This window comes from Acidobacteriota bacterium (genome assembly GCA_029861955.1).
In the GTDB taxonomy this organism is placed as follows: Bacteria; Acidobacteriota; Polarisedimenticolia; order Polarisedimenticolales; family Polarisedimenticolaceae; genus JAOTYK01.
This window is the reverse complement of sequence record JAOTYK010000019.1, coordinates 20264-46634: the sequence shown is the minus strand read 5'-3', so window position 1 is coordinate 46634 and position 26371 is coordinate 20264. Positions and strand designations below refer to the sequence as shown.

20 protein-coding genes and 1 tRNA gene are annotated in these 26371 nt (G+C 62.4%); 8 read left to right on the top strand and 13 right to left on the bottom strand.

What is annotated here, in order from left to right; genetic code table 11:
* Window positions 1–19 precede the first annotated feature (19 nt).
* Both OES25_10915 and OES25_10910 read right to left on the bottom strand, forming a co-directional pair.
* Window positions 20–1522: a hypothetical protein gene (locus tag OES25_10915; GenBank protein MDH3628149.1), complete on the bottom strand. Its 1503-nt coding sequence runs from the start codon at window positions 1520–1522 to the stop codon at window positions 20–22.
* 83 nt (window positions 1523–1605) lie between these two features.
* Window positions 1606–2337, bottom strand: a complete 732-nt coding sequence (locus OES25_10910; GenBank protein MDH3628148.1) for a class I SAM-dependent methyltransferase — start codon at window positions 2335–2337, stop codon at window positions 1606–1608.
* A 25-nt stretch (window positions 2338–2362) separates the two neighbouring features.
* Here OES25_10910 and OES25_10905 point away from each other — a divergent pair, with 25 nt between their 5' ends.
* Window positions 2363–2935 (top strand): class I SAM-dependent methyltransferase, encoded by a 573-nt coding sequence (locus OES25_10905; protein MDH3628147.1) that lies wholly within the window; start codon window positions 2363–2365, stop codon window positions 2933–2935.
* Between the two features lie 4 nt (window positions 2936–2939).
* On the opposite strand, the gene OES25_10900 is transcribed toward OES25_10905, so the two are convergent.
* Window positions 2940–3014: transfer RNA gene (locus tag OES25_10900), tRNA-Cys, on the bottom strand.
* A 36-nt stretch (window positions 3015–3050) separates the two neighbouring features.
* Window positions 3051–3428 (bottom strand): response regulator, encoded by a 378-nt coding sequence (locus tag OES25_10895; GenBank protein MDH3628146.1) that lies wholly within the window; start codon window positions 3426–3428, stop codon window positions 3051–3053.
* A gap of 86 nt (window positions 3429–3514) precedes the next feature.
* On the opposite strand from OES25_10895, the gene OES25_10890 reads away from it, so the two are divergent.
* Complete coding sequence (locus tag OES25_10890; GenBank protein MDH3628145.1) at window positions 3515–4069, top strand: YqgE/AlgH family protein; 555 nt, start codon at window positions 3515–3517, stop codon at window positions 4067–4069.
* A gap of 8 nt (window positions 4070–4077) precedes the next feature.
* Here the strand turns inward: OES25_10890 and OES25_10885 are convergent, their stop codons facing one another.
* The 3 genes from OES25_10885 to OES25_10875 are packed head-to-tail and all read right to left on the bottom strand — an operon-like array spanning window position 4078 to window position 7847.
* The gene (locus tag OES25_10885) at window positions 4078–5208 is read right to left on the bottom strand and encodes a DNA topoisomerase IV subunit A (protein MDH3628144.1); all 1131 of its coding nucleotides are present in this window, start codon (window positions 5206–5208) and stop codon (window positions 4078–4080) included.
* A gap of 4 nt (window positions 5209–5212) precedes the next feature.
* Window positions 5213–7174: an oligopeptide transporter, OPT family gene (locus OES25_10880; protein ID MDH3628143.1), complete on the bottom strand. Its 1962-nt coding sequence runs from the start codon at window positions 7172–7174 to the stop codon at window positions 5213–5215.
* Entirely contained in the window at window positions 7167–7847 is a 681-nt protein-coding gene (locus OES25_10875; protein MDH3628142.1) for a YkgJ family cysteine cluster protein, read from the bottom strand. The genes OES25_10880 and OES25_10875 overlap by 8 nt, the downstream gene beginning before the upstream one ends.
* A 148-nt stretch (window positions 7848–7995) precedes the next feature.
* Between OES25_10875 and OES25_10870 the strand changes: the two genes are divergently transcribed.
* The 3 genes from OES25_10870 to OES25_10860 all read left to right on the top strand — a co-directional run bounded on the left by OES25_10870 (window position 7996) and on the right by OES25_10860 (window position 12855).
* Complete coding sequence (locus OES25_10870) at window positions 7996–9960, top strand: DUF11 domain-containing protein (protein ID MDH3628141.1); 1965 nt, start codon at window positions 7996–7998, stop codon at window positions 9958–9960.
* Between the two features lie 74 nt (window positions 9961–10034).
* On the top strand, window positions 10035–10406 hold the full coding sequence (locus OES25_10865) for a hypothetical protein (GenBank protein ID MDH3628140.1): 372 nt from the start codon (window positions 10035–10037) through the stop codon (window positions 10404–10406).
* 31 nt (window positions 10407–10437) lie between these two features.
* Complete coding sequence (locus OES25_10860; protein MDH3628139.1) at window positions 10438–12855, top strand: CHAT domain-containing protein; 2418 nt, start codon at window positions 10438–10440, stop codon at window positions 12853–12855.
* A 4-nt stretch (window positions 12856–12859) separates the two neighbouring features.
* Here OES25_10860 and OES25_10855 read toward each other — a convergent pair whose 3' ends face one another.
* Complete coding sequence (locus OES25_10855) at window positions 12860–13714, bottom strand: hypothetical protein (GenBank protein ID MDH3628138.1); 855 nt, start codon at window positions 13712–13714, stop codon at window positions 12860–12862.
* A 14-nt stretch (window positions 13715–13728) separates the two neighbouring features.
* Window positions 13729–14349: an RNA polymerase sigma factor gene (locus OES25_10850; protein ID MDH3628137.1), complete on the bottom strand. Its 621-nt coding sequence runs from the start codon at window positions 14347–14349 to the stop codon at window positions 13729–13731.
* A gap of 322 nt (window positions 14350–14671) precedes the next feature.
* Between OES25_10850 and OES25_10845 the strand changes: the two genes are divergently transcribed.
* Both OES25_10845 and OES25_10840 read left to right on the top strand, forming a co-directional pair.
* Window positions 14672–16504 (top strand): VCBS repeat-containing protein, encoded by a 1833-nt coding sequence (locus tag OES25_10845; protein MDH3628136.1) that lies wholly within the window; start codon window positions 14672–14674, stop codon window positions 16502–16504.
* A 21-nt stretch (window positions 16505–16525) separates the two neighbouring features.
* Window positions 16526–18583, top strand: a complete 2058-nt coding sequence (locus OES25_10840) for a tetratricopeptide repeat protein (GenBank protein MDH3628135.1) — start codon at window positions 16526–16528, stop codon at window positions 18581–18583.
* Between the two features lie 6 nt (window positions 18584–18589).
* Here OES25_10840 and OES25_10835 read toward each other — a convergent pair whose 3' ends face one another.
* Genes OES25_10835 through ettA form a run of 3 tightly spaced genes read right to left on the bottom strand, consistent with a single transcriptional unit; the run spans window position 18590 to window position 23808 of the window.
* Window positions 18590–20377 carry an ABC transporter ATP-binding protein/permease gene (locus OES25_10835; protein ID MDH3628134.1) on the bottom strand — a complete coding sequence of 596 codons (1788 nt, stop codon included), beginning with the start codon at window positions 20375–20377 and terminating at the stop codon, window positions 18590–18592.
* Window positions 20374–22074, bottom strand: coding sequence for an ABC transporter ATP-binding protein/permease (locus tag OES25_10830; protein ID MDH3628133.1), 1701 nt, complete (start codon window positions 22072–22074; stop codon window positions 20374–20376). Before OES25_10830 ends, OES25_10835 begins: the two co-directional genes overlap by 4 nt.
* A 57-nt stretch (window positions 22075–22131) precedes the next feature.
* Window positions 22132–23808: an energy-dependent translational throttle protein EttA gene (gene ettA / locus OES25_10825; GenBank protein MDH3628132.1), complete on the bottom strand. Its 1677-nt coding sequence runs from the start codon at window positions 23806–23808 to the stop codon at window positions 22132–22134.
* Between the two features lie 107 nt (window positions 23809–23915).
* On the opposite strand from ettA, the gene OES25_10820 reads away from it, so the two are divergent.
* The gene (locus OES25_10820; protein ID MDH3628131.1) at window positions 23916–24719 is read left to right on the top strand and encodes a transporter; all 804 of its coding nucleotides are present in this window, start codon (window positions 23916–23918) and stop codon (window positions 24717–24719) included.
* Here OES25_10820 and OES25_10815 read toward each other — a convergent pair.
* Window positions 24716–26368, bottom strand: a complete 1653-nt coding sequence (locus OES25_10815; protein MDH3628130.1) for a metallopeptidase TldD-related protein — start codon at window positions 26366–26368, stop codon at window positions 24716–24718. The genes OES25_10820 and OES25_10815 overlap by 4 nt on opposite strands.
* Window positions 26369–26371: the final 3 nt, after the last annotated feature.

The following is a 26371-nucleotide window of genomic DNA, read 5'->3' as shown; positions in this document are numbered from 1 at the left end:
CTATTTGATGACGAAGGCGTTATTCATTATCCGGTCGGTCCGGAGACCTGTCAACGTTGTCGTCCGACGGAATCGCGGGACGAGTCGCCAACTGGAGGAGATGATAATTCTCGTCCGCGACGAGCGCTCCGCCGAACTGGCCAAAGTAGCGAAGAACCGATCCTCCATCGTAGGGCTTGACATCCCCGATCCGCATATTCGCCGGTGGGTAGTTGAGTACGACGACCACATCGCTGCCGCTCTCGATCGACAAACGTCGCGCATCTTCGAGGACTTCCGACACCGGCACGTGACGCCGACGGGGTCCCCAGTCGATGAACGTTCCAAAGTGGTCGTTCTCGGGGTAGTAGATCGGGCCGGGTCGATACGCCGCCACGGGTTCCGCCGCATAGTCGACGCTGCCAACAACGGGCACGCCCGAAAATTCCGGTCGTGAGAGGTGCTCACCCACGGCGCGAGCGTTCGAGAATGGATGACGAACGTCCGCCACGAACAACAAGACCATGGCCACGACCTGGAGACCCAGGGTTGCGGTCAGGAAGACGCCACCTGGACGCGGCGTCTCGGCCGCCGGAGTCGTTTCGGACTCGAGCCCGTACCATAGCCAACAGCAGGTTACAAACCACAGGAACAGCTGACCGTGATGCCGCATCGATCCAAACCAGACAAACAGGACGATAGCGAGCAGGACGATCGACCCGAGAGCAAAGACAACACTCAGGGTCCGCTGACGCGAGAGTTGCCTGATTGCCGTTACGATAATGACGATCCCAAGCAAGGCACCGACCGCGGTCGCGAAGGAATCGGGCAGCGCCGAGAGGACGGTGGAATTCCACAGATGGAACTCCGCAGGATTTGGCAGCGCGACCCAGCCGGTCGTCACCGTCGAAAGCGCGCCGCCGACCCAAGCCAGGTCCCAGGTGGGTTGATGGACGCCCAGATGGGCATCTCCCATCATCAGCCCCTCGAACACAACCTGCGCCACGCCAACCACGACACCGAGCACCACCAGACCGCTCCGCGCCAGAAGCTTGCGGTCGGCACGAAGCTCGTCCCAACCGGCTCGAAAACCGAATCGAAACACGATGATCAAGAGAATATGGGAGGCGAAGATCGCTCCCTGCAGGGTGGTATTGGCGAGAAGGAACAACCACAGCACGCCCATGCCATCGAGGCGACGCGTCTTCACGAAGCGGATGCAAAACAGGCAGACCAGCAGAACCGCCAATCCGTAGTGCCGACTGATGACCGTGTATTCGTAGAGACAGTAGTAACCGAATACGAGCATCCAACGCTGAAACACCGTAAACGGTGCATACCGCAGGATCCCGTACGCCGTGCACGCACCAATGCCGACGCTGAGCAACTGCATAGTCAGAGGGTTATGGGACACACGCGTCACGATGTAGACCAGTACGTACCACAACGCTGGGTGCCCCTGCGTCTTGAGATTTCGCAACAGGTCGAGCGGCGATCCGCTGTCACGCGCCACGAGCCAGATTTCCAGCTCGTCTCGCCACATTTCGTGGATCGAAATGCCGAACATCGTCATAACGACGAAAAGTCCAAGCGGGACCCACAATGAGAAGGTAGGTCGGTCGACAATCATCGCTCGTCGGCCTTTCGAGCGATTGCATAAACCGACAACCCAAATGGCAATGGAAGGACGGTCGATATTCGGTTCTCGATATCGGCAATCCAGAGTAACAGTCGATTAATTGGTGCCACCGGGGTCCGAATATCGGATGTAGGACTCTTGCGTTGCACCCACCGCCAGACCAAGATCAACGGCAATAGCGCGGTCACACGATACGAGACATGCCGCACATCGAGTCCGGCATTCGCAAGCAGCTCGCGAACTTCGGAGCGACGAAAGCGCTTCCGGGTGTGAACCCTTTGATCGTGGGGACCACGAAAGATTTCGAATGCCGGAAGATGCAAGACCAGGACCCCACCTGGCCGAAGTGCGCGACCCAACCTCGTTGCGACGGCCTGCGGATCCTTGACGCCGGCATGGTAAAGCACATCGACGGACGTGATCGCGTCCAGAGAGTTATCCTCGAGTTCCGCCGTCATGAGTTCTGAGCAGTTGACATGTTCCAGGCCTCGAGCGCGCGTGTATTCAACGGCGATCGGCGACGCATCGATGCAGCGAACGGTGCCCAGACGACGGAGACGACTGGCCAAGCCTCCTGTTCCACACCCTGCGTCCAACACTTGCAACGGAGTCCGTCGCGTGGCCGAACGCACGCAGCGTACGACGTGCTTCTGAGTGCTGACGAACCACCAATGGCGATCTTCGGCGGCACGAAGGCTATGGTACTCTCGCTCCTCCATGTTCAAGAGGCTACTCCTAAAGGCGGTGAGTTATCCACCTCTGTGGGATCTTTCCCGTAGCGTCATTGAAGCCGGTCATCGTCGTGAGCGTGAGGTCATCGAGCGCGAATTGGGCGATGGATCGGGACTGCTCCTCGACCTTCCCTGCGGCACCGGGATCTACGCTCCTCTGTTTTCCGGTGGTGACTACGTGGGTGCCGATCTAGATGAACGACTGCTGCATCACGCACGTCGGAAGTTCCCCGGGCACCGATTCTTGCGATCCGATGCACTGCAGAGTGGATTTCGTTCCGGTGTGTTTGCGAGGATCCTCGTGGTCGGATTTTTGCACCACCTTCCCGATGGGCAGGTCGATGGTTGCCTCGACGAGCTACACCGAGTGTTGGCGCCGGGTGGGAGCCTGCTTCTGATCGAAGATGCGCCGACCGCTTCGCGATTCAACCTGCTGGGAAAGGCTCTCCAGAGTCTAGACGCCGGCGACGTCATCCGACCCGCCAGTTGGTACGAACCGCGGCTGGGGCGTCGCTTCGAGATCGTCCGCCGCGACGCGATCCGCGCCGGGCTCTGGGACTACTCAGTCTTCGTGCTCCGGAAGTAGATGCTGGAGGCGGCGGCCGGATTCGAACCGGCGAGTGGAGCTTTTGCAGAGCTCTGCCTTACCACTTGGCCACGCCGCCAGAGCCACGGAAATATAGCGGTCCTTGGTCGGACGGTCAATTGGGTTTGCCGTCGTCCCTCAACTGGGTTCGGACGATCTCGAAAAGAGACTCTACAGTGAACGGTTTTGCGACGATTCCTGCACCGCAGGCGGCCAGTCGCTCCACCGAATCGGCCTCAAGGCATGCGCCGGTAATGACCACCGTGCGTTGGGCGAGTTCCGGGTGGCTCTCGTACAGCTCTTCGAGCCATTCGAGCCCTCCGCGCCCGGGCATTCCCAGATCCAGCGTCACCGCATCGATCGCGTGATGCCCCAGCACCTCGTCTGCCGCGTCTGCGCTATCGGCACAGACACAGTCGTTGCCCATCTCCTCGAGGATCTCCCGAATGAGATCGCGAACGGCTTCTTCGTCGTCGATGACCAGTATCTTCACCTGTTTATGTATAGGCAACGGTGGCCAAGATGCCAGACGGCGAGAATTCGCCTGCGCGCCGCACGGTTTCGAGGCATCATTAGGGGATGGATGAAGCGACACTCGCGCCCGGTTTGTTGATCGCGGCACCCCACCTCATGGATCCCAGCTTTCGACGAGCGGTCGTCCTTCTCCTCGAGAACAACGAAGAGGGCGCCCTCGGCGTCGTCGTCAATCACGAGAGCGAATTGAAACTTGCGGACCTGTGTCGCGACCAGGGGATCCCCTACCACGGTCCTAGTCAGAAGCGGGTTCGAAGCGGAGGTCCGGTTCAACCGGATCATGGTCTCGTCCTCTTCGGCGACGAGACGGAGGACGAGGATGCTCAGGCCGTGATGGACGGGCTACAGTTCAGCGCCTCGCGAGATACGCTCCGACGCCTGTGCGGCGTACAACAGCGCCACTACCACTGCTTCGCCGGGTACTCGGGATGGGGTGCCGGACAACTCGAACAAGAAATCAGCGCAGGGTCCTGGGTCATTGCGCCCGCCGACCCACGGGCGATCCTCGATACGGCCCCGGCGAGGCTATGGGAGGCGTCGTTCCGCGACCTCGGGATCGATCCGGCAGCGATGGTCCCGACGCACGGCGGCGAGGCCTGAACATCGTTTCAGGGCAAAAACGCCTTGGGATTCTTCAGTTTTCTCGGCAAGTACACGTCGATCACGTAGTTGAGACCCCACTTGGCAAGGGACTGCTGTTCCGCGCGAACCCCCATCTTCAACATCTGCTCGACGGCCTTCTGCCACGGCTTGTGACGCTTGAAGAACGGATCATTCTTGAGCGCATCGCTGGCCCGCTTCTTATCGACGTCCTTCAGCGGATGGGTCGGCAACTCGAAGTCGATGATGTCCTGGGGCGTGACTCCCAGGAACGATGTCGTCGGGACACAGAAAAAGCGATTGATGTGTGCCGCGTTGCCCGACCCGACCTTGAGTGTCCGATAGATATTTGAGATGCCGTAGGGATCGCAGTCCACGAACGCGTAGACCGGCAACTTGCATTGGTCCGAGAGGCGTCGAACGAAACGCCGGGTCGCTCGGGTCGGAACGCCTGCCATCGAGATCAAGATGCAGCGGGACTTCTTCCAGAACTTGTGGCTCTGCAAGCGCTGAAACATTCCGCCCGTCTCGATACAGAGAACGAACTTGGCCTTGGTCTCGAACGTCAGCTGTTCGACCATCGACGGAATTGAATACGCGCCGGAACCAAAACGGGTGCAATCGATTCGCTCGGTCTTACCCGTCTCTATATCGGTGTCGTTGACGATGAGCTCACCCGCGACCGACCCACCGTGTTCGTCCGGGATGTAACGAAGCTGCTCACGACTGATGCCATGGATTGAGAACATCGCCTCGATATCGTCCATGACGGTGTCGGACTCGCTCTGCTCGTCGAAGTGCGCATCCCCCCAGTTCTTTGACTGGTAATAGGCATCCCGCTTGGTTGCAAAGTCGCTGGTCTCCACCAACTCCTTCGACAGACCCATCATCTTCAGGGTCTGCGCAAATGTCTTGGCGGTGTTGACCGTCAGGGTCCGCGTGGATCGATCGCGGCCGATTTCAAAGTACCCCTTGCGCGGGTCATAGCGAACGTTGCCGAGCGAGCGGACGGGAAATGTGATCTCCGGTTTTCGCCCCCTGCCGATACGCTTGTCGATGCCCTCGGCCACCTCGCGGATCGAGCCGATCGTCTTTCGATCAAGCTGTGCCTTTTGGCTCTTCGGGCTCCTCTTGGCCACCGCGCTACTCCTGAGCTTGTGAGTCGTTTCGTTTCGCGAAGTAACCCATCACAAACAGGATTGCCGCGAGAGCGGCGAGAGCCAGCGCAGAGTTCACGAGGGCGGAGTACTCAATACCGACCCCTTGAATCTTCTTGCCTCCACGCAGCACGACCCACAGAGCCAACATCACACCGGTGAGTCCTCCACCGCCGACCAGCCCCGATCCGAATAACACACCTTGCTCGCGGCGTCCCTCGGATCGTGTCTCGTCCTTGCCGCGGGTCAACCACCATCGCAAGAGCCCACCGCAGAAGACTGCGGCCATGGTATAGAGCGGCAGGTAAACACCCACCGCGAATGCCAGGATCGGAATCCGAAGCAACGAGACGACGAGGGCCAGGCCAACGCCGATCAAGATCAAACCCCACGGGAGATTCTGATCAAGGACCCCGTCAATAACCAGCTTCATGAGGACCGCCTGGGGCGCCGGCAGGTCTGCGCCACCTAGTCCGCCCTCGGTGCTGCGATGAAGCAGCATCACGACCATGCAAACGAATCCGGCCGACGTGATCACACCGGCCAACTCGCCGAGTTGCTGACGGCGCGGAGTGGCGCCTAGAACGTAGCCGGTCTTCAGGTCCTGAGACGTGTCGCCGGCGATGGATGCCGCGACACAGACCACTGTCCCGACCATCAGGGCGGTTGCCTTACCGAACGAGTCCGTCCAGCCCAGAGCCAGGAATATCGCCCCCGTCCCGAGCAGTGTCGCGATCGTCATTCCCGATGTCGGATTGGACGTGACACCGACCAGGCCGACGATGCGTGCACTGACGGTGACGAAGAAAAAGGCGAACACTGCGATCAGAACGCTGGCCGCAGCACGAACCGCCATGGAATCGATATAGCCAAGGATGCCGGGAACGAGGGTCAGCGTCAGCAAGATCGCCACGGCGATCAGGCCGATGATCTTGAGAGACAGATCATCGTCGTTGCGACGAATTTCCAACCCCTCGGTGCGACGACGCATGTTGGAAATCCCCAGCCGAAACGACTCGATCATGGTCGGAATCGATTTGATCAACGTGAGGATTCCGCCCGTGGCAACGGCGCCGGCGCCGATGTAGCGCACGTACCGATGCCAGAGTTGTCCGTGGCTCATGTCACGTATCAGAAGCTCGGTTTCCGGATAGAACGGGGTCGTCATCCCCTGCCCCCATAGATAGATCGCTGGAATGATCACCAGCGCCGAGAGGGCCGCGCCACCGACCATGACGGTCGCGACTCGAATGCCGAGAATGTAGCCAACGCCGATAAGTGCCGGCGAAACGCTGATCGCCAGCTTGGCCTTCAAGGGTAGGGCCCATTGGAACTTTCCGGGGATCAGCTTGAAGCCGTCGGTCAGTATCTTGACAAGCATCCCGACACCGATACCCGCAAACACACCCTGGGCTTGCTTGCCCCCGGCTTCTGCCGCAACCAGGACTTCGGCACACGCCATCCCCTCCGGATACGGCAGTTTCCCGTGCTCGCGGTCGATCAGGTAACGACGAAGCGGGATCATCGCGAGGATACCGAGGAGACCTCCACTCATGGCCAGCAACGTGATCTGCGCAAGGTCGACGTCCATGCCCCAGATAAAGAGCGCCGGAATCGTGAACAGAACCCCGGACGCGACGGATGAACTGGCAGAGCCAATGGTCTGCGAGAGGTTGGCCTCTAACAGGCCATGCTTCGCACCCAACGCCGAGAGCAGCCGAAATACCACTACCGTCAGGACCGCGACCGGGATCGATGTGCTGATGGTCAGCCCGGCCTTGAGACCCAGGTAGGTATTCGCGGCCCCGAACACGATCCCGAGGATGATCCCACTTGCCACGGCCTTGAGGCTGAACTCGATCGGCCGTCCACCATCATGCAGTGGAACGAATCGCTCGCCTTCCTTCAGTTCGTAGGCGGTCCGCGGTAACTTTCGAGCCTCAGCCATCATCACCTCCGCCGGCAACCTTACCAGAATCCTCGCCTTCGAATGCGAGTGCATACGCGATCAGCGACTCCAACTCCCGACCGGCCTCGACGCCCATCTGCTCGAGGATCCACTCTTCGATCCCACCCACGTCGGGCTGATATCGACAGGCCTCCACGACCTCGGCGGTGGTACCCGTGAAACAGAGCTCGCAGGGCGCCGAGTCCTCGCTCCCGAATCGCATCGGCGGACCGTAGGTGCGACACGCCACCGGTCGGGACGTGTACAACAGGCAACCCTGCGAGACGGGGTCCAACGCCGGACAGGGCGCGCCGTCCTGCTCCTTGAAAAAAAGATCCAGCCGCTCGTCGTCGTTGACGAGACGTCCGGTCTCCGGGTCGCCGGGAAACCCGATGCGAAACCGATCGACGGCTTCTCGCGCGCGGCGTCGGATCTCATCCGCCACGTCGGGATGACTCTCCGTCAGCGTCTGCATCCCTCGCCTAAGTCGCCAGGTGTCGAGCCGGGTGATCGGGAACAGGCTGTGGCAGCACTCGGAACAGCCCTGCTCGCACTTCAGATGGTCCCCCGCGCGATTTCTTGCGTCCTCCCAGTCCGCGTCGAGAATCGTCAGGAGATGACTGTCGACGCGTCCACGGTCCATGGATCGTGGCTTTCCGGCACCCGTTCCCATCGGCAAATCCCTCCGCGGATCTCCCGAGACTAGCAGGGACCGGCCAATTGGCCGCGGAATCGGGTCCGGCCGCACCGATCTGCCGGGATCGACGTATAAATGCAGGGGCGACGGGGCCGCTTGCCGGCCCAACAACCTGGGGGGCGTCGTGGCCCGAGTGCTGAAAATATGGCGTCCGGCAATCGCACTCGTGATGCTGACGCACTGTGGGCTGGCGATCGCCGGGGAGACCGAGACGTTCCGCCGCGGCCCGTTTGGAGCGACCGCCGACCTTCGGATCGTCGTGAGTGACAGTCTCACCGAGGCCGCGTCGGGCTGCCCGTTGTCGTATCAAATCTATGTTGACAATCTGGGTCCCGACGGCGTGCAAGGCGTCTCGGTCACCGATCTGTTTCCCGCCGCCCTGCAGAACGTCGAATGGACGTGCGACCCTGAGCCCGGGTCCGCCTGCACGTTGGGTCCCCAACTGGGCGACATCCTGGACACCAACGTGGACCTGCCCAACGGGGGTCGTGTGGTGTACACGGTCCGCGGGCAGATTGCACCCGGCCAGACCGGCACACTGGTCAACACGGCGACGGTCAACGTCATGCCTCCCGACACGGACCCCAATCCGATCAACGACAGTAGTACGGACAACGACACGGCCGTCTCCGTAACACCTACCGGCTCCAACGGACCGGGAGTCTGGGTCCTGAACGGGGGCAGCAACACGATCGATGTCATCAATGCGTGTACGGACCAACTCGGAGCGGAGATTGCCCTTCCCGGTGGCGACGCGCCGAGAGGGCTCGCGTTCTCCACGATTCCGAACAACATCGGCTCGTTCGCGTTCGTCGGGCAGGGAACACAACTCATCGTCATCGACACGACGACCCGTCTGGTGGTCGACAACATGGACGTAAGCACGCTGACCGGTGTTCCGCCCAGCAGCGACATCCAACTCGCCGGCCTCGCCAGCGCAAGAGTCCAGCTCTTCACGGACGCCAACTCTGAGGTGGTGAAGGGGTATCTCCACGTCGCGGCCAACATCTCGCCGGCGGGCGGTGGACCCGCCGAGCCGTGGTTCATCGTCATGGATCAGGCGGCGATCCTCGGTGTTGCCCCGGTGGGCTCTCCGTTGGTGGTGGGGGCCGACCCCCTCTTCGATGGCCTACCGAGCGGCGCCGACGGCAAGGCCCTGGATGTCACCGTCATCGCGGCACCTTCGGGGACCGACTTTCAGCGTGCGTGGTACACCGTGGCGATCCCCGCGGCGGCGCCGTTGATTCGTGCCATCGAGGTCACCGGGCGCCGCGAGATTCAGGCACCGGACTGGCAACGACGACGGATCGTCGAACGCGCCCTCCCGGCGGTGGCGGCCCAGCCCGAGCGTCTTGTCGTAGGAACGGCGATACCCGGACGTGAAGTCACGCTTCTTCCGGAATCGACATCGAACACCCTCGTCGACCTCCATCTGGCTCGACCGGTCTGCGATCTGGGTGTCGGCTCGGATCTGATCGACGTTGCCATCACCGGCCCCGCCAAGAACAACCTGCAGACGTTCATTCTCGACCGTGGCAATCAACAGCTGCGGGTCATCGACGACGATGACTACGCCGGCACCTGTGGAACGACCGATGTCAGCGTCGGTGCCGGACCGATCGCCATGGACAGTCTGGGGCGCGTCGAGTTCCAGAAGTTCTACGTCGCGAACCAGGACGACGACACGGTGACCGTGATCAACGATCTACTGATGGCGAATTCGATCCCTCTCGGGTCGAATCGTGCCGGCAATTGCGTCGATTGCCCCGTCGAGGTGCGGGTTCAGCGGACTCCGGCAACGTCATGCAACATCCGCGACCTGACGGTCGAATCCGATATGATTTTCTGGACTCCCGTGGGCTGCACGGGAGAGGACGTTCGATTCCGAGTGTGGTGCCAGTGCACCGAGGACAACCCGGTGGACTGCCCCCCGGAGTGTCCCGCGACGAGTCGCAGCTGCCCCGGCTGTCACACGATCGGCTCGGACGACTGGGAAGAGCTGGGCGAAACCGGCGGAACGGACTTTCCGTCGGTACCGGGCGACAAGAGCGTTGGGATCGTCGTGACCTACGACGATAAGCTGCCGTAATTCGGGCACGGTGGGACAAATCGGTCCGAACGTCGTATAAAGGTAGGACTCTCAAGTTCATGAGGTATCTGGCGATGAAGCGATTCGAACGATCTCGACTGGCGACCGGCGTGCTGGCCCTGGCTCTTCTCGTCTCGACAAGCCTTGTGGCTGCCGTGACCGACGAGGAGAAGGTCAAGAAAGACGACGGCGCAAAAGCGAAGACCACCGCCAAGGCCGAGACGACCCCCAAGGCCAAGCCCAAGAGTGGGGCACCGCTCTGTCCGGCGCCGGCGCCTGAATCGGCCGCCGTCAACACCCTCGAGGATCTCTTCGGCGACAGCGGCAACGCGTGGCTCACGCAGCTAGAGAAGAGCGAAGATGAGACCCAGAAGACCGACGAGGACGCCAAGAAGAAGACGAAGAAAAAACTGCGCTCCGACAAGGGAAAGAAACCCCGGCGCTGAGATCCTCTGCTCCGTCGAGTAGAATCCGTCGATGCCCGTTCGCCGCCGATGGATAGCCTGGCCCATCCTGCTCTTCCTGCTCGTCATCCCCGGTTGTCCAGCCGGGGATCCTGAGCCGACCGCTCCCCCCGCCGACGAGAGTTCCGCGCCCGAACTCGACCCGTGCCCCGACGAGAACGCATGGCTCGACGCTCTCGGGCGGGCGCGCAAGAACGATACGGTTGCGGAGTTCACCACTCAGGTCGTCGAACGCGAGGCCCGTTGCCCCGGTGATTGGCGCCCTCCATGGATCCTGGGAGAGATCGCCTACCGTGGCCGCGCGGAGGATAGCCTCGACCGGGCTCACGCCCATGCGAGACGAGCACGAGAACTTGCCCGCGACATCGAGAATCCGGTCGGCATCGCGAGATCCGCGAATCGACTGGGCGCCATCGCCCTACGCCGACAGGACTACCCCGCCTCTCGCGAGGCGTATGTCATGGCGCTCGACAACGCCTCCCTCGCCGGACGCGACGACCTGGCGGCGTTCTACCACAACAACTTCGCGGGAATGCTGCTCGAGAGTGGCGAGATCGCGTCTGCGCTGGAGCATCTCGACCGTGCGATCGCGGGACTGCGCGCACTCGAGATGGATGGTTCCGCCCGTCGTGCCAGCTACAACCGGGCCATCATCCTTAAGAACACCGGCAGCCTGACCGAGGCGGCAGAGATTCTCGACCAGGTCTTCACGGAAGCCACGGCGATCGGCGACAGTCGCTGGCGCGACCGCATCTGTGTCGCCCGGGCCGACCTCCATCGAAGCCTGGAACAGTTCGAGGAGAGCGAGCGTTGGTTCGCCCTCGTCGGGAGTGATCACCCGAAGGTCTCCACGGCCGCGAGACTCGGCCAGGGTCGCTCTCGTCTGGCGACCGGTCGGTATGACGAGGCCATCGAGCTACTCCGTTCGGTCGATGTGGAGGGTGCCGACCTCCCCGATCAAACGCTGGCTCGTATTTTCCTGGGTGAGGCACTCTTTCGTGGTGGCGGTCGTGACGAAGCGATCTCCGTTCTGTCCGATGTCGTGGCGGAGACGGAGACCGGTGGCATTCCCGAACATCGTTGGTTATCTCGCGCCCTGCTCTCCAAGGCGATCCTCGCCGGCGACGGGGGCGATGCCGGTGTCGACGATCTGCTTCGCGACGCGCTTCACATCCTTGAGAGCCAGGCCGACGGCCTGGATCCCCGACGTTCCGGCCTCGGCTATCTCCGCGAACGGACGGAGCCGTTCGCCGACCTCGCGGCCCGACTCGCCGAACAGGCGCAGCATGAGGAACTACTCGGAGTGATGGAGCAGGCTCATGCCCGAAGTCTCAGACGATTCACGGAGCAGGAGGGCCGGCGGATTCCGGCGGCGACATCGCTCGCGATCCTGAGGCGATCCCTGAAGCCCCACGAGGTGCTGCTCAGTTTCCTCATCGGTACGGATCGCGGTGCCGCGCTTCTGGTACATCGGGACGAGGTCCGAAGCCGCGCCATCCCGGGTTGGTCCACGTTGCGCCCGCTGACCACGCGTTATCGCAACGCGTTGCGAAGACCCCTTTTGGTTCGAGAAGCCCAACAGCGCCCGATGCAGGACCTGGATCGAGACATCGGCGTCGGCGTGGAGCTCTACCAACTCTTACTCGGCGACCTCACCTCCTCGGTCGAAAAGGCCGAACGCTGGTATGTGGTCGCGGACCAGGACCTGAATCTGGTGCCGTTCGCTGCCCTGCCGACCGGAACGACAGGCGGAGTTCCGACGTTCGTCGCCGAACAACACGAGGTTGCGCGGTTACCCCTGGCCGGTGCGATACCTCGCACCCATGAAACGCACGCCCCGGTTCTACTGGCCGGCGATCCAAGATTCTCTGCGGGCGCGGACTTCACCCGACTGCCGCTCGCGCAACGGGAGTTGACGACTCTCAGGACCCTCTGGGGTGAGACGGAACCGGAGACCCTCTGGGCCGATCAGTTCACACGAGACCGGTTGGATCGCCTGGATCTGGGCCGCTTCGGAACCCTCCACTTCGCGACCCACGCGCTGGCCTCATCGTCGGACCCCCGGCGCTGTGCCGTCCTTCTGAGCGACGGCGATCGGTGGACGGTGCCGGAAATCGCCCGACTGGATCTGGATGGCTCGCTTGTCATTCTCTCTGCGTGTCAGACCGGCGAGGGCGAGATCGTGCCAGGAGAGGGTGTGGTCGGATTGACGTGGGCATTCCTGCAGGCGGGCGCGAGCGGCGTGACGGCGAGCCTGTGGAGTGTGGAAGACACGTCCACAGAGATGTTGATGACGGCCTACCACCGTGGGTTGCGGGACGACGGGGACGCCGTGCGAGCCCTCGCCCTGGCGCGCCGCCACGTATCGGCCACGCAGCCGCACCCAGCCTACTGGGCTCCGTTCGTCGTCGTGCTGCGCCCCCAGGACTAGCGATCTAGTCGAGGCGCTCGAGCAGCTCTCGCGCGTCCGCCGCCAGCGGATGATCGCGTGACGCAACGATCTGAAGATAGCGTCGGGCGTCGTCCAGATGGTGTCGACCCAGCGCCGCCATCCCTCGCGAATGGAGGATGGTCGTGGTGTCCGCCCCGATCGCGTCGCTCTGGCTTTCGGCCGACACGAAGGCGCTATCGCCCTCTTCGAACTCTCCGGCCATGACGAGCGCCCGACCGTGATAGAGCGCGACGTCGGGACCCGGTGCGAGTTCACGGATACGACCCAGCGCGTCGGCGGCCTCGCGCCACTCCCCGTTGCGCCAGGCCTCGTCGGCCCGAGACCAGAGATCGACGACCCCTCCTGCGCCCGACCCACGGGTCACAGGCGGAGGCTGGATCGACCCAGGCGTGAAGACCACATCGCTCCCGTCCGGTAACGTGAACTGACCCGGGGAGCCCTGACGAAAGAGATCCGGCGCGAAGACCACGACGATCAGAGCCGCCGCCGCCAACCCGCCGACGAGCCGCCACGACAACCAGGACCACGGAGCCGCAAACGAGAACCCTGCGGGCTTCTCCATGACCGGTTCCTGCCTGAGCCGCGCGGCGACGATGGCTCGTGTCGCGTCGAACTGGCGACGCTCGCCCACCAACGGGCCGTGGCGTACAACGGTGGAAAACGATGCCATGTCCGCCGCCAGCAACGCGCAGTCGGCACACCCGGTATGTTGGTGTTCAAGAAACGCCATGCGCTGAGGCGTGGCCATACGCCCATCGAGCCAGGCATCCAGCTCTCTCTCCGAGAGGAATCCACACCCGACGGGGTTCGCTCTATTGCGACCTGCGTTAGAACTCATTGCCCGCGTCTCCCTCAGTCCACGATATCGCGGGCACCCACACCCGCTTTTTCGAGACACTTACGAAGTTTCCTTTGTGCGGCGATCAGAGTCGCCCGGGCACCGCTTCGATTGGTCAGCCGCAACGAGCGGGTCAACTGCTCGAGGGTCTCGCCGCCAAAGTAGTTGCCGATGACGACCGCCCGTTGCACCTCGTTGAGACCGGCCAGGCAGTTCTGCATCGTCGCACCGACGTGAGCCTTGGCCAGTTGGTGGTCGGGGTCCGGCTGGTCGGCACGGAGTAGATCCTCCTGCAGCGCATCGGGTGTCGCTGCCGGGATCTCGTCGGCGTGGGTTCGCCATCGGCGGCGAAGGTTGAGAAGCCTGTTCTGGGCCATTCGGAACAGCCAGGTCTTGAACGATGCCTGCCCTCGAAAGCCGTCCAGCGCAGTCAGGACGCCGAGGTACAACTCCTGGTTAACTTCGGCCGCCACCTCGCCGTTGCCGATCCGACGACGAAGAAAGGCGAAAGTGATGGGACCGTAGCGCTCGAACAGCTGCATGAACGCGTCGTCCCGATCCTCGCCGGTCTGAAACTGCTTGACCAGTTCCGTATCCGTGGGCTTGCCATCCTGACCGGGGTGCGAACCACTCACAACGTCTCTCCCGAGGCTCGTGATCCGGGGCGGTCGAGCCGTCCCGTCACAGGATAAGGACACCCGACGCCAACGAGTTCACAAAAAAAACAGCCTCCCGACCCGGGGGGGGTGGCGGGAGGCTGAATTACCTCGAATGATCTCTAAAAATGGGATTGGGAGCCTCATCAATGGCACCCAACCCCATGGGGGAGATGGCACCCACAAGATACCCGCCCCTCCGGAGAATTGGACCCGCGCGGTGCTTTGTCTGCTGTCGGACGATCCGCAAGTGAACGCCGTAAGTTGCTATACTTGGCGTTTCCGGCCGGTGAGACACCTCATGAGCTTTGTTCAAAAGACGTGTGTCGCACTCGGGGGCCTAGTCCTCCTCTTCATCCTCGGCTGCGGAGAGGCTCCCCCTGCCCCTTCCGACGCAGGTTCCGACGGCGCCACGGCCGTCGTCGTTTCGGGGCTGTCCCCGCTACGAACGACCGAGGACCCGACGCTGCAGGCCTGGACGGGTGAACAACTCACCAACGCCGCCACCGCAGAACTCAAGCGGATCCGCGACGGTCTCGTCGAACCCGACGTGTCCATCGACGACGGCCCGACGGTCGCCGTCCGTGCACCGGCGATCGGGGATGCGGGTTCCGTCTATCGCGAAGGATCGCTCTCTGTGACGCGACCCCGAACCGAAGGCAGCGAGACCCCCGCAGAGCGACGAATCGCCGTGGGTCGGTACTTCGATGGGCTCCACGACTCCCTTCGCGTACCCGAAGGTACTCCGATACGAATCAAACCCAAGATCTACCGGATCACCGTACGAGACGCCCAGTTTGATACTCGCGTTCGGTGGACCTTCTATGCTCAGTCGGACACCGTCTCCTCACAACGCACCGAGGAATGGCAAGTCACCTGGAAGTCGCCTGCAACGCGCGGTGGCCGGCCTCAGATGCTCTCGGCGGAGATCCTGGAGCGCGAACGGGTCTTTTTCGAATCGAAATCGGGTCCGTTGTTCGGCGATGTGACGGAGACGGTAACCGCGGCACTCGAAGATTCCGTCTCCCAGTTCGAGATCGGCGTCGATCGTTGGGCGTCCGTCATCTCCCAGTTTGATTTCATGACACTGCTCGGCCACAGCGGAATCGCGGTGGGTGACGTCAACGGCGACGGCCTGGATGACGTCTATATCAGCGAGGAGGGCGGGCTTCCGAATCGCTTGTGGGTCCAGCAACCCGACGGAAGCATTCGGGATCTGTCCTCGGTGGCGGGAGTCGACTGGCTGGATGCGACCTTCGGCTCTCTCCTCGTCGATCTGGACGGAGATGGCGATCAGGATCTTGCCGCGGCCACCTACCCCCAACTGGTCCTGGCGGAGAACGATGGCCAGGGACGATTCACGGTTCGCCAGCGCGCAACCTGGGTCGAGCAGGCCTACTCGCTGTCGGCTGCGGACTACGACAACGACGGCGACCTGGATCTCTACCTCGCGACGTACGGTGGCAGTGGTACAGGGTCCGCAGGAGCCATCGATGCCGACGGAGCGGTCGCCACGACCTCGGCTCCGTTCCCCTACCACGACGCGCAAAACGGCGGCGCCAACGTGCTACTACAGAACGATGGATCGTTCGGCTTCAAAGACGTCACCCTCACGACAGGTCTTGACGCACATAACCGGAGATTCAGCTTCGCCTCGGCCTGGAACGACTATGACCGCGACGGAAACGTCGACCTCTACGTCGCCAATGACTTCGGCCGCAACAGCCTCTATCGCAACGAGGGTGGCCGATTCGTCGACGTCGCCAAGGTCGCCGGTGTCGAGGATATCGGGACGGGAATGTCGGTTGCGTGGGGAGACTACGATCGCGATGGGCGGCCGGACCTTTACGTCGGCAATATGTTCTCGAGCGCCGGCAACCGGGTAGCCCGCCAGGCACAGTTCGCCGAACAGCACACGCCAGTTGCCGCAGAACACCTCCTGCGCACGGCTCGCGGCAACTCTCTCTTTGCGAATGCGGGTGACGGAACGTTCAGGGACGTGACACTGGAAGCCGCGGTCGACCGCGGTCTGTGGGCCTGGTCCTCTCGGTTCGGCGATCTCAACAACGACGGCTGGGAAGACATCGTCGTCTGCAACGGGTTTGTGACGGGTGACGATACCGGCGACCTCTGAAGCTTCTTCTGGCGGCAGGTCGTGTCGCAATCACCGGACAACTCGTTACCGACCGCCTCGTACACCAGCGGCTGGGCGCAGATCAACGAATTTCTTCGAGAGGGGCGTAACTGGAGCGGGAATGAGCGTAACGTCGTCCTGCTGAACACGGGCTCGGAGCGCTTCGCCGATATCTCCGCCGTGAGTGGACTCGATTTCGTTGACGACGCGCGTGGGCAAGCATCGGTCGACTGGGATCAGGACGGCGACCTCGACTTCTGGCTGCGCAACCGGACGGCACCGCGTGTGCGATTGATGTTGAACCGTGGAGAGCACGGACCGTCCGTGGCCCTCAGACTGCGCGGGGTGACCAGTAACCGCGACGGCATCGGTGCTCGCATCGAGATCGAGTTTGCCGACGCCTCCTCGCCGGCACTCGTTCGCTACCTCACGGCCGGGGACGGATTCCGTTCCCAGTCCAGCAAGTGGGTGCACTTCGGTTTGTCTTCAACCCCGGAGATCGATTCCGTGGTCGTCGATTGGCCAGGCGGAGAACAGGAGCGGTTCGACGGGGTTCAAGCGGGCGGCAGGTTCTTGCTGGAACAGGGGCGTGGAACGGCGCAGGCCGTGGCACCCCGCACCGTGACCCCTGACCTTCCCAGCTCGCCGCGCCCGGTCGGTTCACAGATTCCGAACCGGACGGTGCTCTCGCGACGATTCCCGATGACGGCGGTCGATGTTCGTTCCTTGGAACCGGACGCTGCGATCGCCGTTCCCACACAGGGGCATCCCACGCTTCTCAACCTCTGGGCCAGCTGGTGCAGTCCGTGTATCGAGGAGTTGCAGACACTACGCGACGCCCACGACAGACTCTCCACAGCCGGTCTCGAGATCGTTGCGGCTACGGTGGAGGGTCTCGATCCGGAGAGCCCCACGACCCTTGACGACGCACGCGGGCGCGTCGCGGAACTCCGGCTGCCATTTGTTTCTGCGGAGGCCGACTCGAACCTCCTCGACAGGCTTGCGGAACTCGAACGTCTCCAGTTCGCCCGCGTTCGCGAGCTCGCCGTCCCGACCTCGTACCTTTTCGACGAGCGTGGCAGACTGGCCGTCATCTACCGTGGGAAGGTCGAGGCCGAGACCCTGATCGCCGATCTCGATCTCCTGTCTATCGAGGGTGCCGAGCTTCTGCCTCGAGCGCTCCCCTACCCGGGCCGATCCCTCAATCCGTACCTACCCGTCGAGGTCTTCCTTCCCGGCATGGCCGAGTCCCGCATCGCGTCGGACCCCGAGGCGGCGATCGCGCTCCTCGAATCGACCATCGCCTATCAGACCGGCCGACGAACCAGCGGTCGCCTCAACGAGCCCCAGACTCGCCGCCTGAACGAAGAACTGGCGCACAATCGTGTGACGCTGGGGCGGGCTCTCGCCTCTGCGGGGAGGGCGCGAGAGGCCGTCGAGAGCTATCAGGCCGCCCTGCGGATCGATCCTCGCCAGGCCGACGCGATGAACGGGCTGGGTGGCATGCTGTCTGCGGCGGGTCGATACGATCAGGCCCTCGGGATGTACCGGCGCGCCCATGAGATCCGCCCCGACGATCCGGCGCTCAGAACAAACCTGGGAATCGCGGAGATGTACGCCGGCGATATCGACCGCGCGGTGCAGCTCTTCTCGCGGCTCGTCGAGGAGACACCGCTCTCCGCCGAAGCCCACTTCAATTTGGGAGTCGCGTCGCGGCAGTCCGGTCGGTCACGGGACGCGCGAACCCATCTGATCCGTTCCGTTGAACTCGACGGCGATGGCGTGGGTGCCCTCACGGAGCTGGCCTGGCTCCTGGCGACCGAACGGGATCCGGCGTTGCGAGACGGAGCACGGGCGGTTCAGTTGGCCGCCAGAGCGCGCGAACTCGCCGGGGGCCTCGACGCCACGATCCTCGACACCCTGGCAGCCGCCCACGCAGAGGCCGGACAGTTCGAAGAGGCTCGATCCCTGGCAGCGGAGGCGCTGGAACTGGCTCGACGGGAACAGAATCCGGCGCTGGCACGATTCATCGGACAACGACTTCGCGGGTACGAGCAAGACACACCGTTCCGCGAGTAGGGCGACCTACGCTGTCGCCTGTAACGCATACAGTGTCCTGTAGATCCCGTTCTCGAGGACCAGCAATTCCTCGTGCGTCCCTTGCTCGCGTAGTTCACCCTGGTGCAGGACGAGAATCCGGTCGGCGTCTCTGACCGTCGCGAGTCGATGGGCGATCAGAATCGAGGTCCGATCCGAAAGTAGGGTCGCCAACGCCAGTTGGATCTTCTGCTCCGTCCGCGGATCGACGGATGCCGTCGCCTCATCCAGAACCAGGATCCCGGGATCGAACGCAACCGCCCGCGCAAAGGTCAAGAGCTGCTTCTCTCCGACGGATAGATTGGAGCCCCGCTCGCGAATGCGCTCGTCGTAGCCGGCGGGCAACGTCTCGATGAATCGATCGACCTGCACCGCCCGAGCCGCGGCTTTTACACGATCCGGGCCTATTGTGGGGTCGCCCAGCGAAATATTGCCGCCCACCGAACCCGCGAACAGGAACGGATCCTGAAGAACGATGCCGATCGAACGACGAAGATCGCGTAGTCGATACTTGCGAATGTCGACACCGTCCAGCAGGATTCGCCCCTGCTGCACATCGTAGAGACGTACGAGCAGACGGATGAGTGTCGTCTTGCCGGAGCCCGTCCAACCGACCACACCGATCCGCTCACCCGGGCGGATATGAAACGACACGTCTTTCAGCACCGGCCGTTCGTCGTCGTAGCCGAACGTCACGTTCTCGAATCGAATATCGCCGGCCAGCTTCTCCGGAACGGGAATTGCGCCGTCGCTGGACTTGATCGATACCTCCGTATCCAGGAGACCGAAGATCCGCTCCGCCGCCGCCATGGCCGCCTGCATCACGGTGTAGCGCTGCGACAATTCCTGGACGGGCCGAAAGAACTTCGCCGAGTACTCGATGAACGCGACCAACGTTCCAAACGTCACCATGCCGGCGAGAATCCCGTACCCTCCGGCCCACAGCAGCACCGCCAGGGCGACAGCGGCGACCAACTCAGCGAGGGACGTAAAGCTGGACTCGTAGACCACCGCCTTGAGTTGAGCCTCGCGATGCTCGGCGTTGATCTCCGCAAACGCCTCTGCGCTCTCGTTCTCTCGACCGAACATCTGCACGATGCGCATGCCGGTTACGTTCTCCTGCAGAAACGCGTTGAGCCGCGCGATCGCCCCCCGGACCGTCCGATAAGCAGATCGCATTCGACCCCGGAATTGCAACGTCACGAAGATGATCGGCGGGATGACGGCGAAGGTCACCAGCGCGAGCCTCCAGTCCATCGCAAGCAGAATCACGACAATGCCGATCACCTTGACCAGGTCCGCGAGAATCATCACGAGCCCCGAGGTGAACACCTCGTGAATCGCCTCGACGTCACTCGTCACGCGTGTCATCAGCCGACCGACCGGATTTCGGTCAAAGAAGCTCGACGGTAGTCGTTGAAGATGAGCGAACGCGTCGGTCCGGAGGTCGTACACGACGTTCTGCCCGGTCCTCTCCAGAACGTAGATCTGTAACCAGCGCAGAAGGAACTCTCCCAGCAACGCCAGCCCGAACCACAGGGCAAGGATTCCGAGCCCGTCGGAGTTTCTGGTACCGATATGGTCATCGATTGCGATACGGATCAAATAGGGCTGAACGAGCTGTGCCGCACCGAGGACGAAGATGATCACGAACGAGACGAATACCAGAGTCCGGTGCGGGCGAACGTAGGCCCACAAACGCCGAAACATCTCCGCGTCGTAGACTTTTCCCAGCCGGTCGTCTGCCGAACCGGGGTGATGGCCGTGCGCGCTCATCCCTGTTCCAATCGTTGTTGTAGACGTTGACGGTCGAAGAGTTGGCGATACAGTCCGTCGGCGGCAACCAGTTGCTCGTGACTGCCATCCTCGACGATGCGGCCTTCGTCGAGGACGAGGATTCGATCCATGTTTGCGAGCGATGTCAGGCGATGGGTGATCAGAATGGTCGTCCGCTCCGACCGCCAGTGGCCGAGCTGCTCGAGCACCGAGCGCTCCGTATCCGCATCGAGACTCGACAACGAGTCATCGAGAATAAGAACGTCAGGGTCGGTAAGGACGGCGCGGGCCAGCGTAGCTCGTTGTCGTTGCCCCCCGGAGAGCGTGAACCCGCGCTCGCCGACGGGTGTCTCGATCCCCTCGGGAAAGGCCGCCAGGTCTCCTTCAAGATTCGAGATTCGAATTGCCCGACCGATCTCCTCCGCCTCCGCATCGGGGCGCCCGAAGATGACGTTCTCCTGAATCGTGCGCGAGAACAGAAACGCCTCCTGGGGAACGTAGCCGACACTTCGGCGCCATCGCTCCAACGGGATGTCGTTAAGATCGACTCCATCGACAAACACTCGATCGCGCGGAACCGGGTAGACCCGAGCAAGGATATTGACCAGGGTCGACTTCCCGGAGCCCACCGGACCCACGATGGCGATCCGGCTTCCCTTGGGGATCTTCAGATCGATATCTCTGAGAGACGGCGGACGAGACGTGTCATCGGACGCGTGTCGAAACGTCAACCCGCGGATCTCCAGGTCGCCCCGCAACGGCCCATCGGTCGGCAATCGATCTTCTCCGTCGACGACATCCGGCTCAACCCGAAGAATCTCCAGCAGCCGGTCGGCCGCGCCCAGACCCCGTTGAAACGTATTGAGAATCCAGCCAAGGGCGATGGTCGGCCAGACGAGGAGCCCGAGATACGCGTTGAACGCGATGAAGTCGCCTAACGAGATCCGGCCGTCAATCACGGCCCGTCCACCAAGGAACAGCACCACGAGGGAGCCCGCACCGGCGACGACACCGATCAACGAGATCATCGTTCCGCGGGTCGCCGCCATCGCGAGGTTCCGCTCGCGATAAATGTTGCACTCCGCTGAGAACATCTCGATCTCTCGGTCCTCCTGGGCATAGGTCTTTACTTGCTGAATGCCGCTGATGTTCTCCTGCACGCGGCTGGAAATCGTCGCGAGTTGTTCCTGCACCGCGACGGACGTCGAGTAGATGCGGCGATTGAGCCGATTGACCGTGAGGAACAGGATCGGGTAGATCCCGAGTGCGAACAGCGTCAGCGTCGCATCGATCCTGAACAACAAGACCGCTGCCGCCGTGTAGATAATCGTGGTGTTGGCCACGTTCATCACACCCGGGCCGAAGAACCCCTGGATCTGTCGGATATCGTTCACACCACGAGACATGATGTCGCCGACACGATGGCTGTCGTAGAACGTAGCGCCCAGCGAGAGAAGATGACGGAAAAAGCGCTCGCGGATGTCGTAGCAGATCTTGCGGCTGTTGCCGAGGATCGCCAGCCTCGAGAAGGTCCGAACAACCGCCTGTAACAGCGCGACCACGACGATCGCGATCGAATAGCGAATCGTCGTACCGATCGGCTCGCCGGCTTCGAGCCCGTCAATCGCCTCCCGAAGCAACCAGGGAACCGACAGCACGAGGGCGTTGGTCGCCAGCAGGAGGACGAATCCTCCCACGAACGTACGCCAATACCTGTGTGCGGCAGGCCAAAGAAGAGAACGCGCCATCTGTCGCTAGTCGCGCGTTAGTTTTCGATACCGAAGCCGATGCGGACGATCGGCGTCATCACCCATTCGTCGTCGCCGGTCCTCCTCGTACTCCTGGTAGTTTCCGCTGAACCATTCGACCTGACTATCCCCCTCAAACGCGAGGATGTGCGTCGCGATCCGGTCGAGGAACCAGCGATCATGCGAGATGACAACGGCACAACCGGCGAAATTGAGTAGGGCGTCCTCCAACGCACGCAACGTGTCTACGTCCAGATCGTTGGTCGGCTCGTCAAGTAGCAATAGGTTTCCACCGCTCTTCAGGGTGCGAGCCAGATGAACCCGGTTGCGCTCCCCCCCGGAGAGGGTCTTGACCAGCTTCTGCTGGTCGGCACCCTTGAAGTTGAACGAGGACGCATAGGCCCGCGACGACACCTCGCGCTTGCCGAGCATGATCTGCTCGTTGCCCTCGGAGATCGCCTCCCAGACCGTCTTCTCCGGCTCGAGGGCGTCCCGAGACTGATCGACGTACGCCAGTTCTACGGTCTCGCCGATACGAAGCGTTCCCGAGTCCGGCTTCTCCTCTCCGGTAATCATCCGGAATAGTGTGGTCTTTCCCGCGCCGTTGGCACCGATCACACCCACGATTCCGCCGGGCGGAAGACTGAATTCCAATTGATCGATCAGCAGTCGATCCTCGTAGCCCTTGCTGAGTCCCGAGGCCTCGACGACGACATCCCCCAGACGCTTGCCTGCCGGGATGTAGATCGCTTCCAACGCGGAACTCTTCTCGTGATCCTCTGACAGCAGTTCCTCGTAACGCTTGACTCGTGCCTTGTTCTTGGCCTGACGAGCGCGTGGAGCCATTCGGACCCACTCAAGTTCACGATCGAGCGTTCGCTTGCGCGATGCAGACGCGCGCTCTTCCTTGTCGAGGCGCGCGCGCTTCTGTTCGAGCCACGACGAGTAGTTCCCCTCCCAGGGGATGCCTTCGCCGCGATCCAATTCGAGAATCCAACCGGCGACGTTATCCAGGAAATATCGGTCATGGGTGATGGCCACAACCGTACCCGCGTAATCGTGGAGATGGCGCTCAAGCCACGCCACCGACTCGGCGTCGAGGTGGTTTGTCGGTTCGTCAAGCAGCAGGAGGTCCGGCTGCTGCAAGAGGAGTCGACAGAGGGCGACCCGCCGCCGTTCGCCGCCGGAGAGATGTTCGACACTCGACTCGGCCGGTGGACACCGAAGCGCGTCCATCGCCAACTCGAGACGGCTCTCCAGTTCCCAGGCGCCGACCGCGTCGATCCGATCCTGGAGCTTGGCCTGTTCCTCCAGAAGCTTGTCCATCTCGTCCGCTTCCAGCGGTTCCGCAAATCGATCCGATAGCTCGTTAAACCGATCGAGAAGGGCCTTGGTCTCGGCAACCCCCTCTTCGATGTTCCCGAGGACCGTCTTGTCGGGATCCAGTCGCGGTTCCTGCTGTAGGAAACCGACCGTCGCTTTCTTGCCCGGGAAGGCCTCGCCGTCGAACTCGGTATCCTCGCCGGCCATGATCCGTAGAAGCGAGCTCTTGCCGGCGCCGTTACTCCCCAGGACGCCAATCTTCGCGCCGTGGAAGAACGACAACCAGATCCCCTTGAGGATCTCTCGTTTCGGTGGAACGACCTTCCTCAGGTCTTTCATGGTGTAGATAAACTCGGGCATCGGGGTCTCCTGCTTGGTCGAACGACGCAGCTTATAGCAGGTGGCGGTCCCTCCGCCCCCTGCTATACTCCCGGCTCTCAAGGTTTTGACTACTCAAAAGGAGTTTCATGAAACGCTTTCGGCGACCCGCGAACCTGATTCTCGTGGCGATCCTCGCACTTCCTGTGATCGCCCTGGCGAACGGCGATGAGCTCGTCACCGATCGCCCCGACCAGACCGAGTCCGCGGAGACCATCGCCGCCGGAGCGTTCCAGGTTGAGCTGGGATATAGCCGGATTGAGGTCGACCAACCGGGGGTCCGTCTGGAGATCGATAGCGTGCCCCAGACCCTGGTTCGGATCGGGTTGGACCCACGCTGGGAACTTCGTATTGGCTACGCGGGCTACCAGAAACTCAGCCCCGAAACTCCCTCGGGCCCGCGCGTCCGCGGAAACGGTGACGCGTCCCTGGGATTCAAGTGGAAGCTCGCCGAAGAGGCCGGCCCCCGGCCGCAGGTCGCCCTACTGGGGGAGATTCAGATTGCCAGTGGCGATCCCGACCTGGGACGAAACGAAACCGATCCGGCCTTTCGATTCAGCTTCTCTCACACGCTGTCTGACCGCGCCGGGGTCGGCTACAACGTCGGAGTGCGCCTCGATACCGTCGAGGATCCGTCGGGAGACGACGATCAACTCGCATCGGCAATCTGGACGGTGGCCTACGGTCGATCGCTCACTGAGCGTTGGGGGTTTTTCGTCGAGGCGTTCGGCGAGAGTGGTCTGAGCGCCGCTGACGGTGCAGCGAATGGGATCGATGCCGGAGTGACCTGGCTCCTACGCCCGCTAATCCAACTGGATTTTTCTACGGGTGTCGAGGTCACCAGCGGGAATGATCGGTTCTTCGGAGTCGGCCTGTCGTTCCGCAACCGCTAACGACGAGCGCCTCGAACCCACGGCATTTCGTACGTATACGGTGTGTAGGGTTGCTCGGGTTTCGCCTGTAACTCCAACTCCGACAGGACCAGTGCCGGTGAGACCGTCGAGACCGGCACGTAGCCGGACTCGGCGCCGCACCACGCATTATCCACCTCTCCGACGCGGCCGGCGGCGACAATGCCCTGCGTCGCATTGAGCGGCGTGCCGACGAAGTTGACGCCTCGAATCCACTCCTGTCGTCCGTCGGGGTAGACCCGGGCAGCGAGATTGATCTCTCCCATGAACGCCTGAAAGTTGTAGGCGTCGGTCGCCGTCTCCCCGCTGCTGGCGTGGACGACGCGCAGACCGTAGGGCGCACCGGAACGGACGATCTCGTCAAGAAACCGTTGCCAAAGAGCCTTGCGTTCGAGGCCGTCCCGCGCTTCGACGCAGAGCACCCCCATGCGACTGATCGGACGCTCATGGTAACAACACCGCGCATGGCCGTTGGATCGATGCCCACGGGCGAGGCCGACGCGTGTTCTCAGGTAATCCTTCAACACGCCATCCTCGATCAGATTCGCCCGTGCTGCGACGACTCCCTCGTCGTCGTATCGGTAGTGACCGACCAGGGAGCACCCGTCGTAGTGTGTTCTCGGAGGGTCGTCGTAGACCGAGAGGAACGAAGGAAGAACTTTCTTCCCCAACGCGCCCTTGAAGGTTTGTCCCTCTCCCGAGGCCAGCAAGCGGCATCCTTCCAGTCGATGCCCGACTGCCTCGTGAATCAGGAGTCCTGCCGGGATCGGCTCCAGGAAGGCCGGACCGGAAAACGACCGAACGAGTGGTGCCTCGGCCAACGCGCGGAGTTGCGTCACGACCTTCGAGATCTGACGACGAAACGCCTTCTCGTCCGGAAGTTCCTCGAGGTCCGTCACCGTGATCTTGTGGGTCCACGGAAAAGCATCCCCGCGCTTCGAGAGAAGCCACAGATAGCACTCGAGAGAGACCACCGGGTGACTCTCGATGATTCGCGACCCGACCGAGTCCACAAAGACACGGGCGGTCAGGTCCGCCGAGAACTCGACGTGTGAATCTTTGATATCCCCGTATCGCTTCAGGGATCGAGAGACCCGGGTCACGTAGTCCAACCAGAAGTCATGATCGATGGTCGGGAGGGTCTTCCAGTCCTCAGCGCGACGGGCTTCCAGTTTCTCGAACGCCTGGAAGCCCCTGTTCTGATCACGATAGGTCAACGCATGGGACCGTTTATTCAGCAGGGTCTCGAGCGCTTCTCGATAGCGGGCGTCCGCCAGCCTCCACAGACCGTGACGGGTGCCGTCGAGATGACCGTCAAACGGAAGATCGACATACGAGTAGGACTCGGCTTCCTTGTCGTTGTCATCGAGCCCCCCCTCACGCACTTGGTCATACCGATGGGAGCCGACGCGAACATCACAGAAGGCGTTGCGACGCCGACGCCGGCTGTCCTGACCGACCGCACCGTAGCGAGCCTGGATGGTCCAGGCCTCCTCGTCACGGATCAGGTACGAGAGGAAGTAGGGGCGCGGATGTCCCGGTGCCTTCATCATCGCCATCGCGCGACGGAGTTCTTCCGCGGCGACTCCGGCGACGCGACGACTCGAGGTCAGGGCCAGGCCCGGTGTCATCTA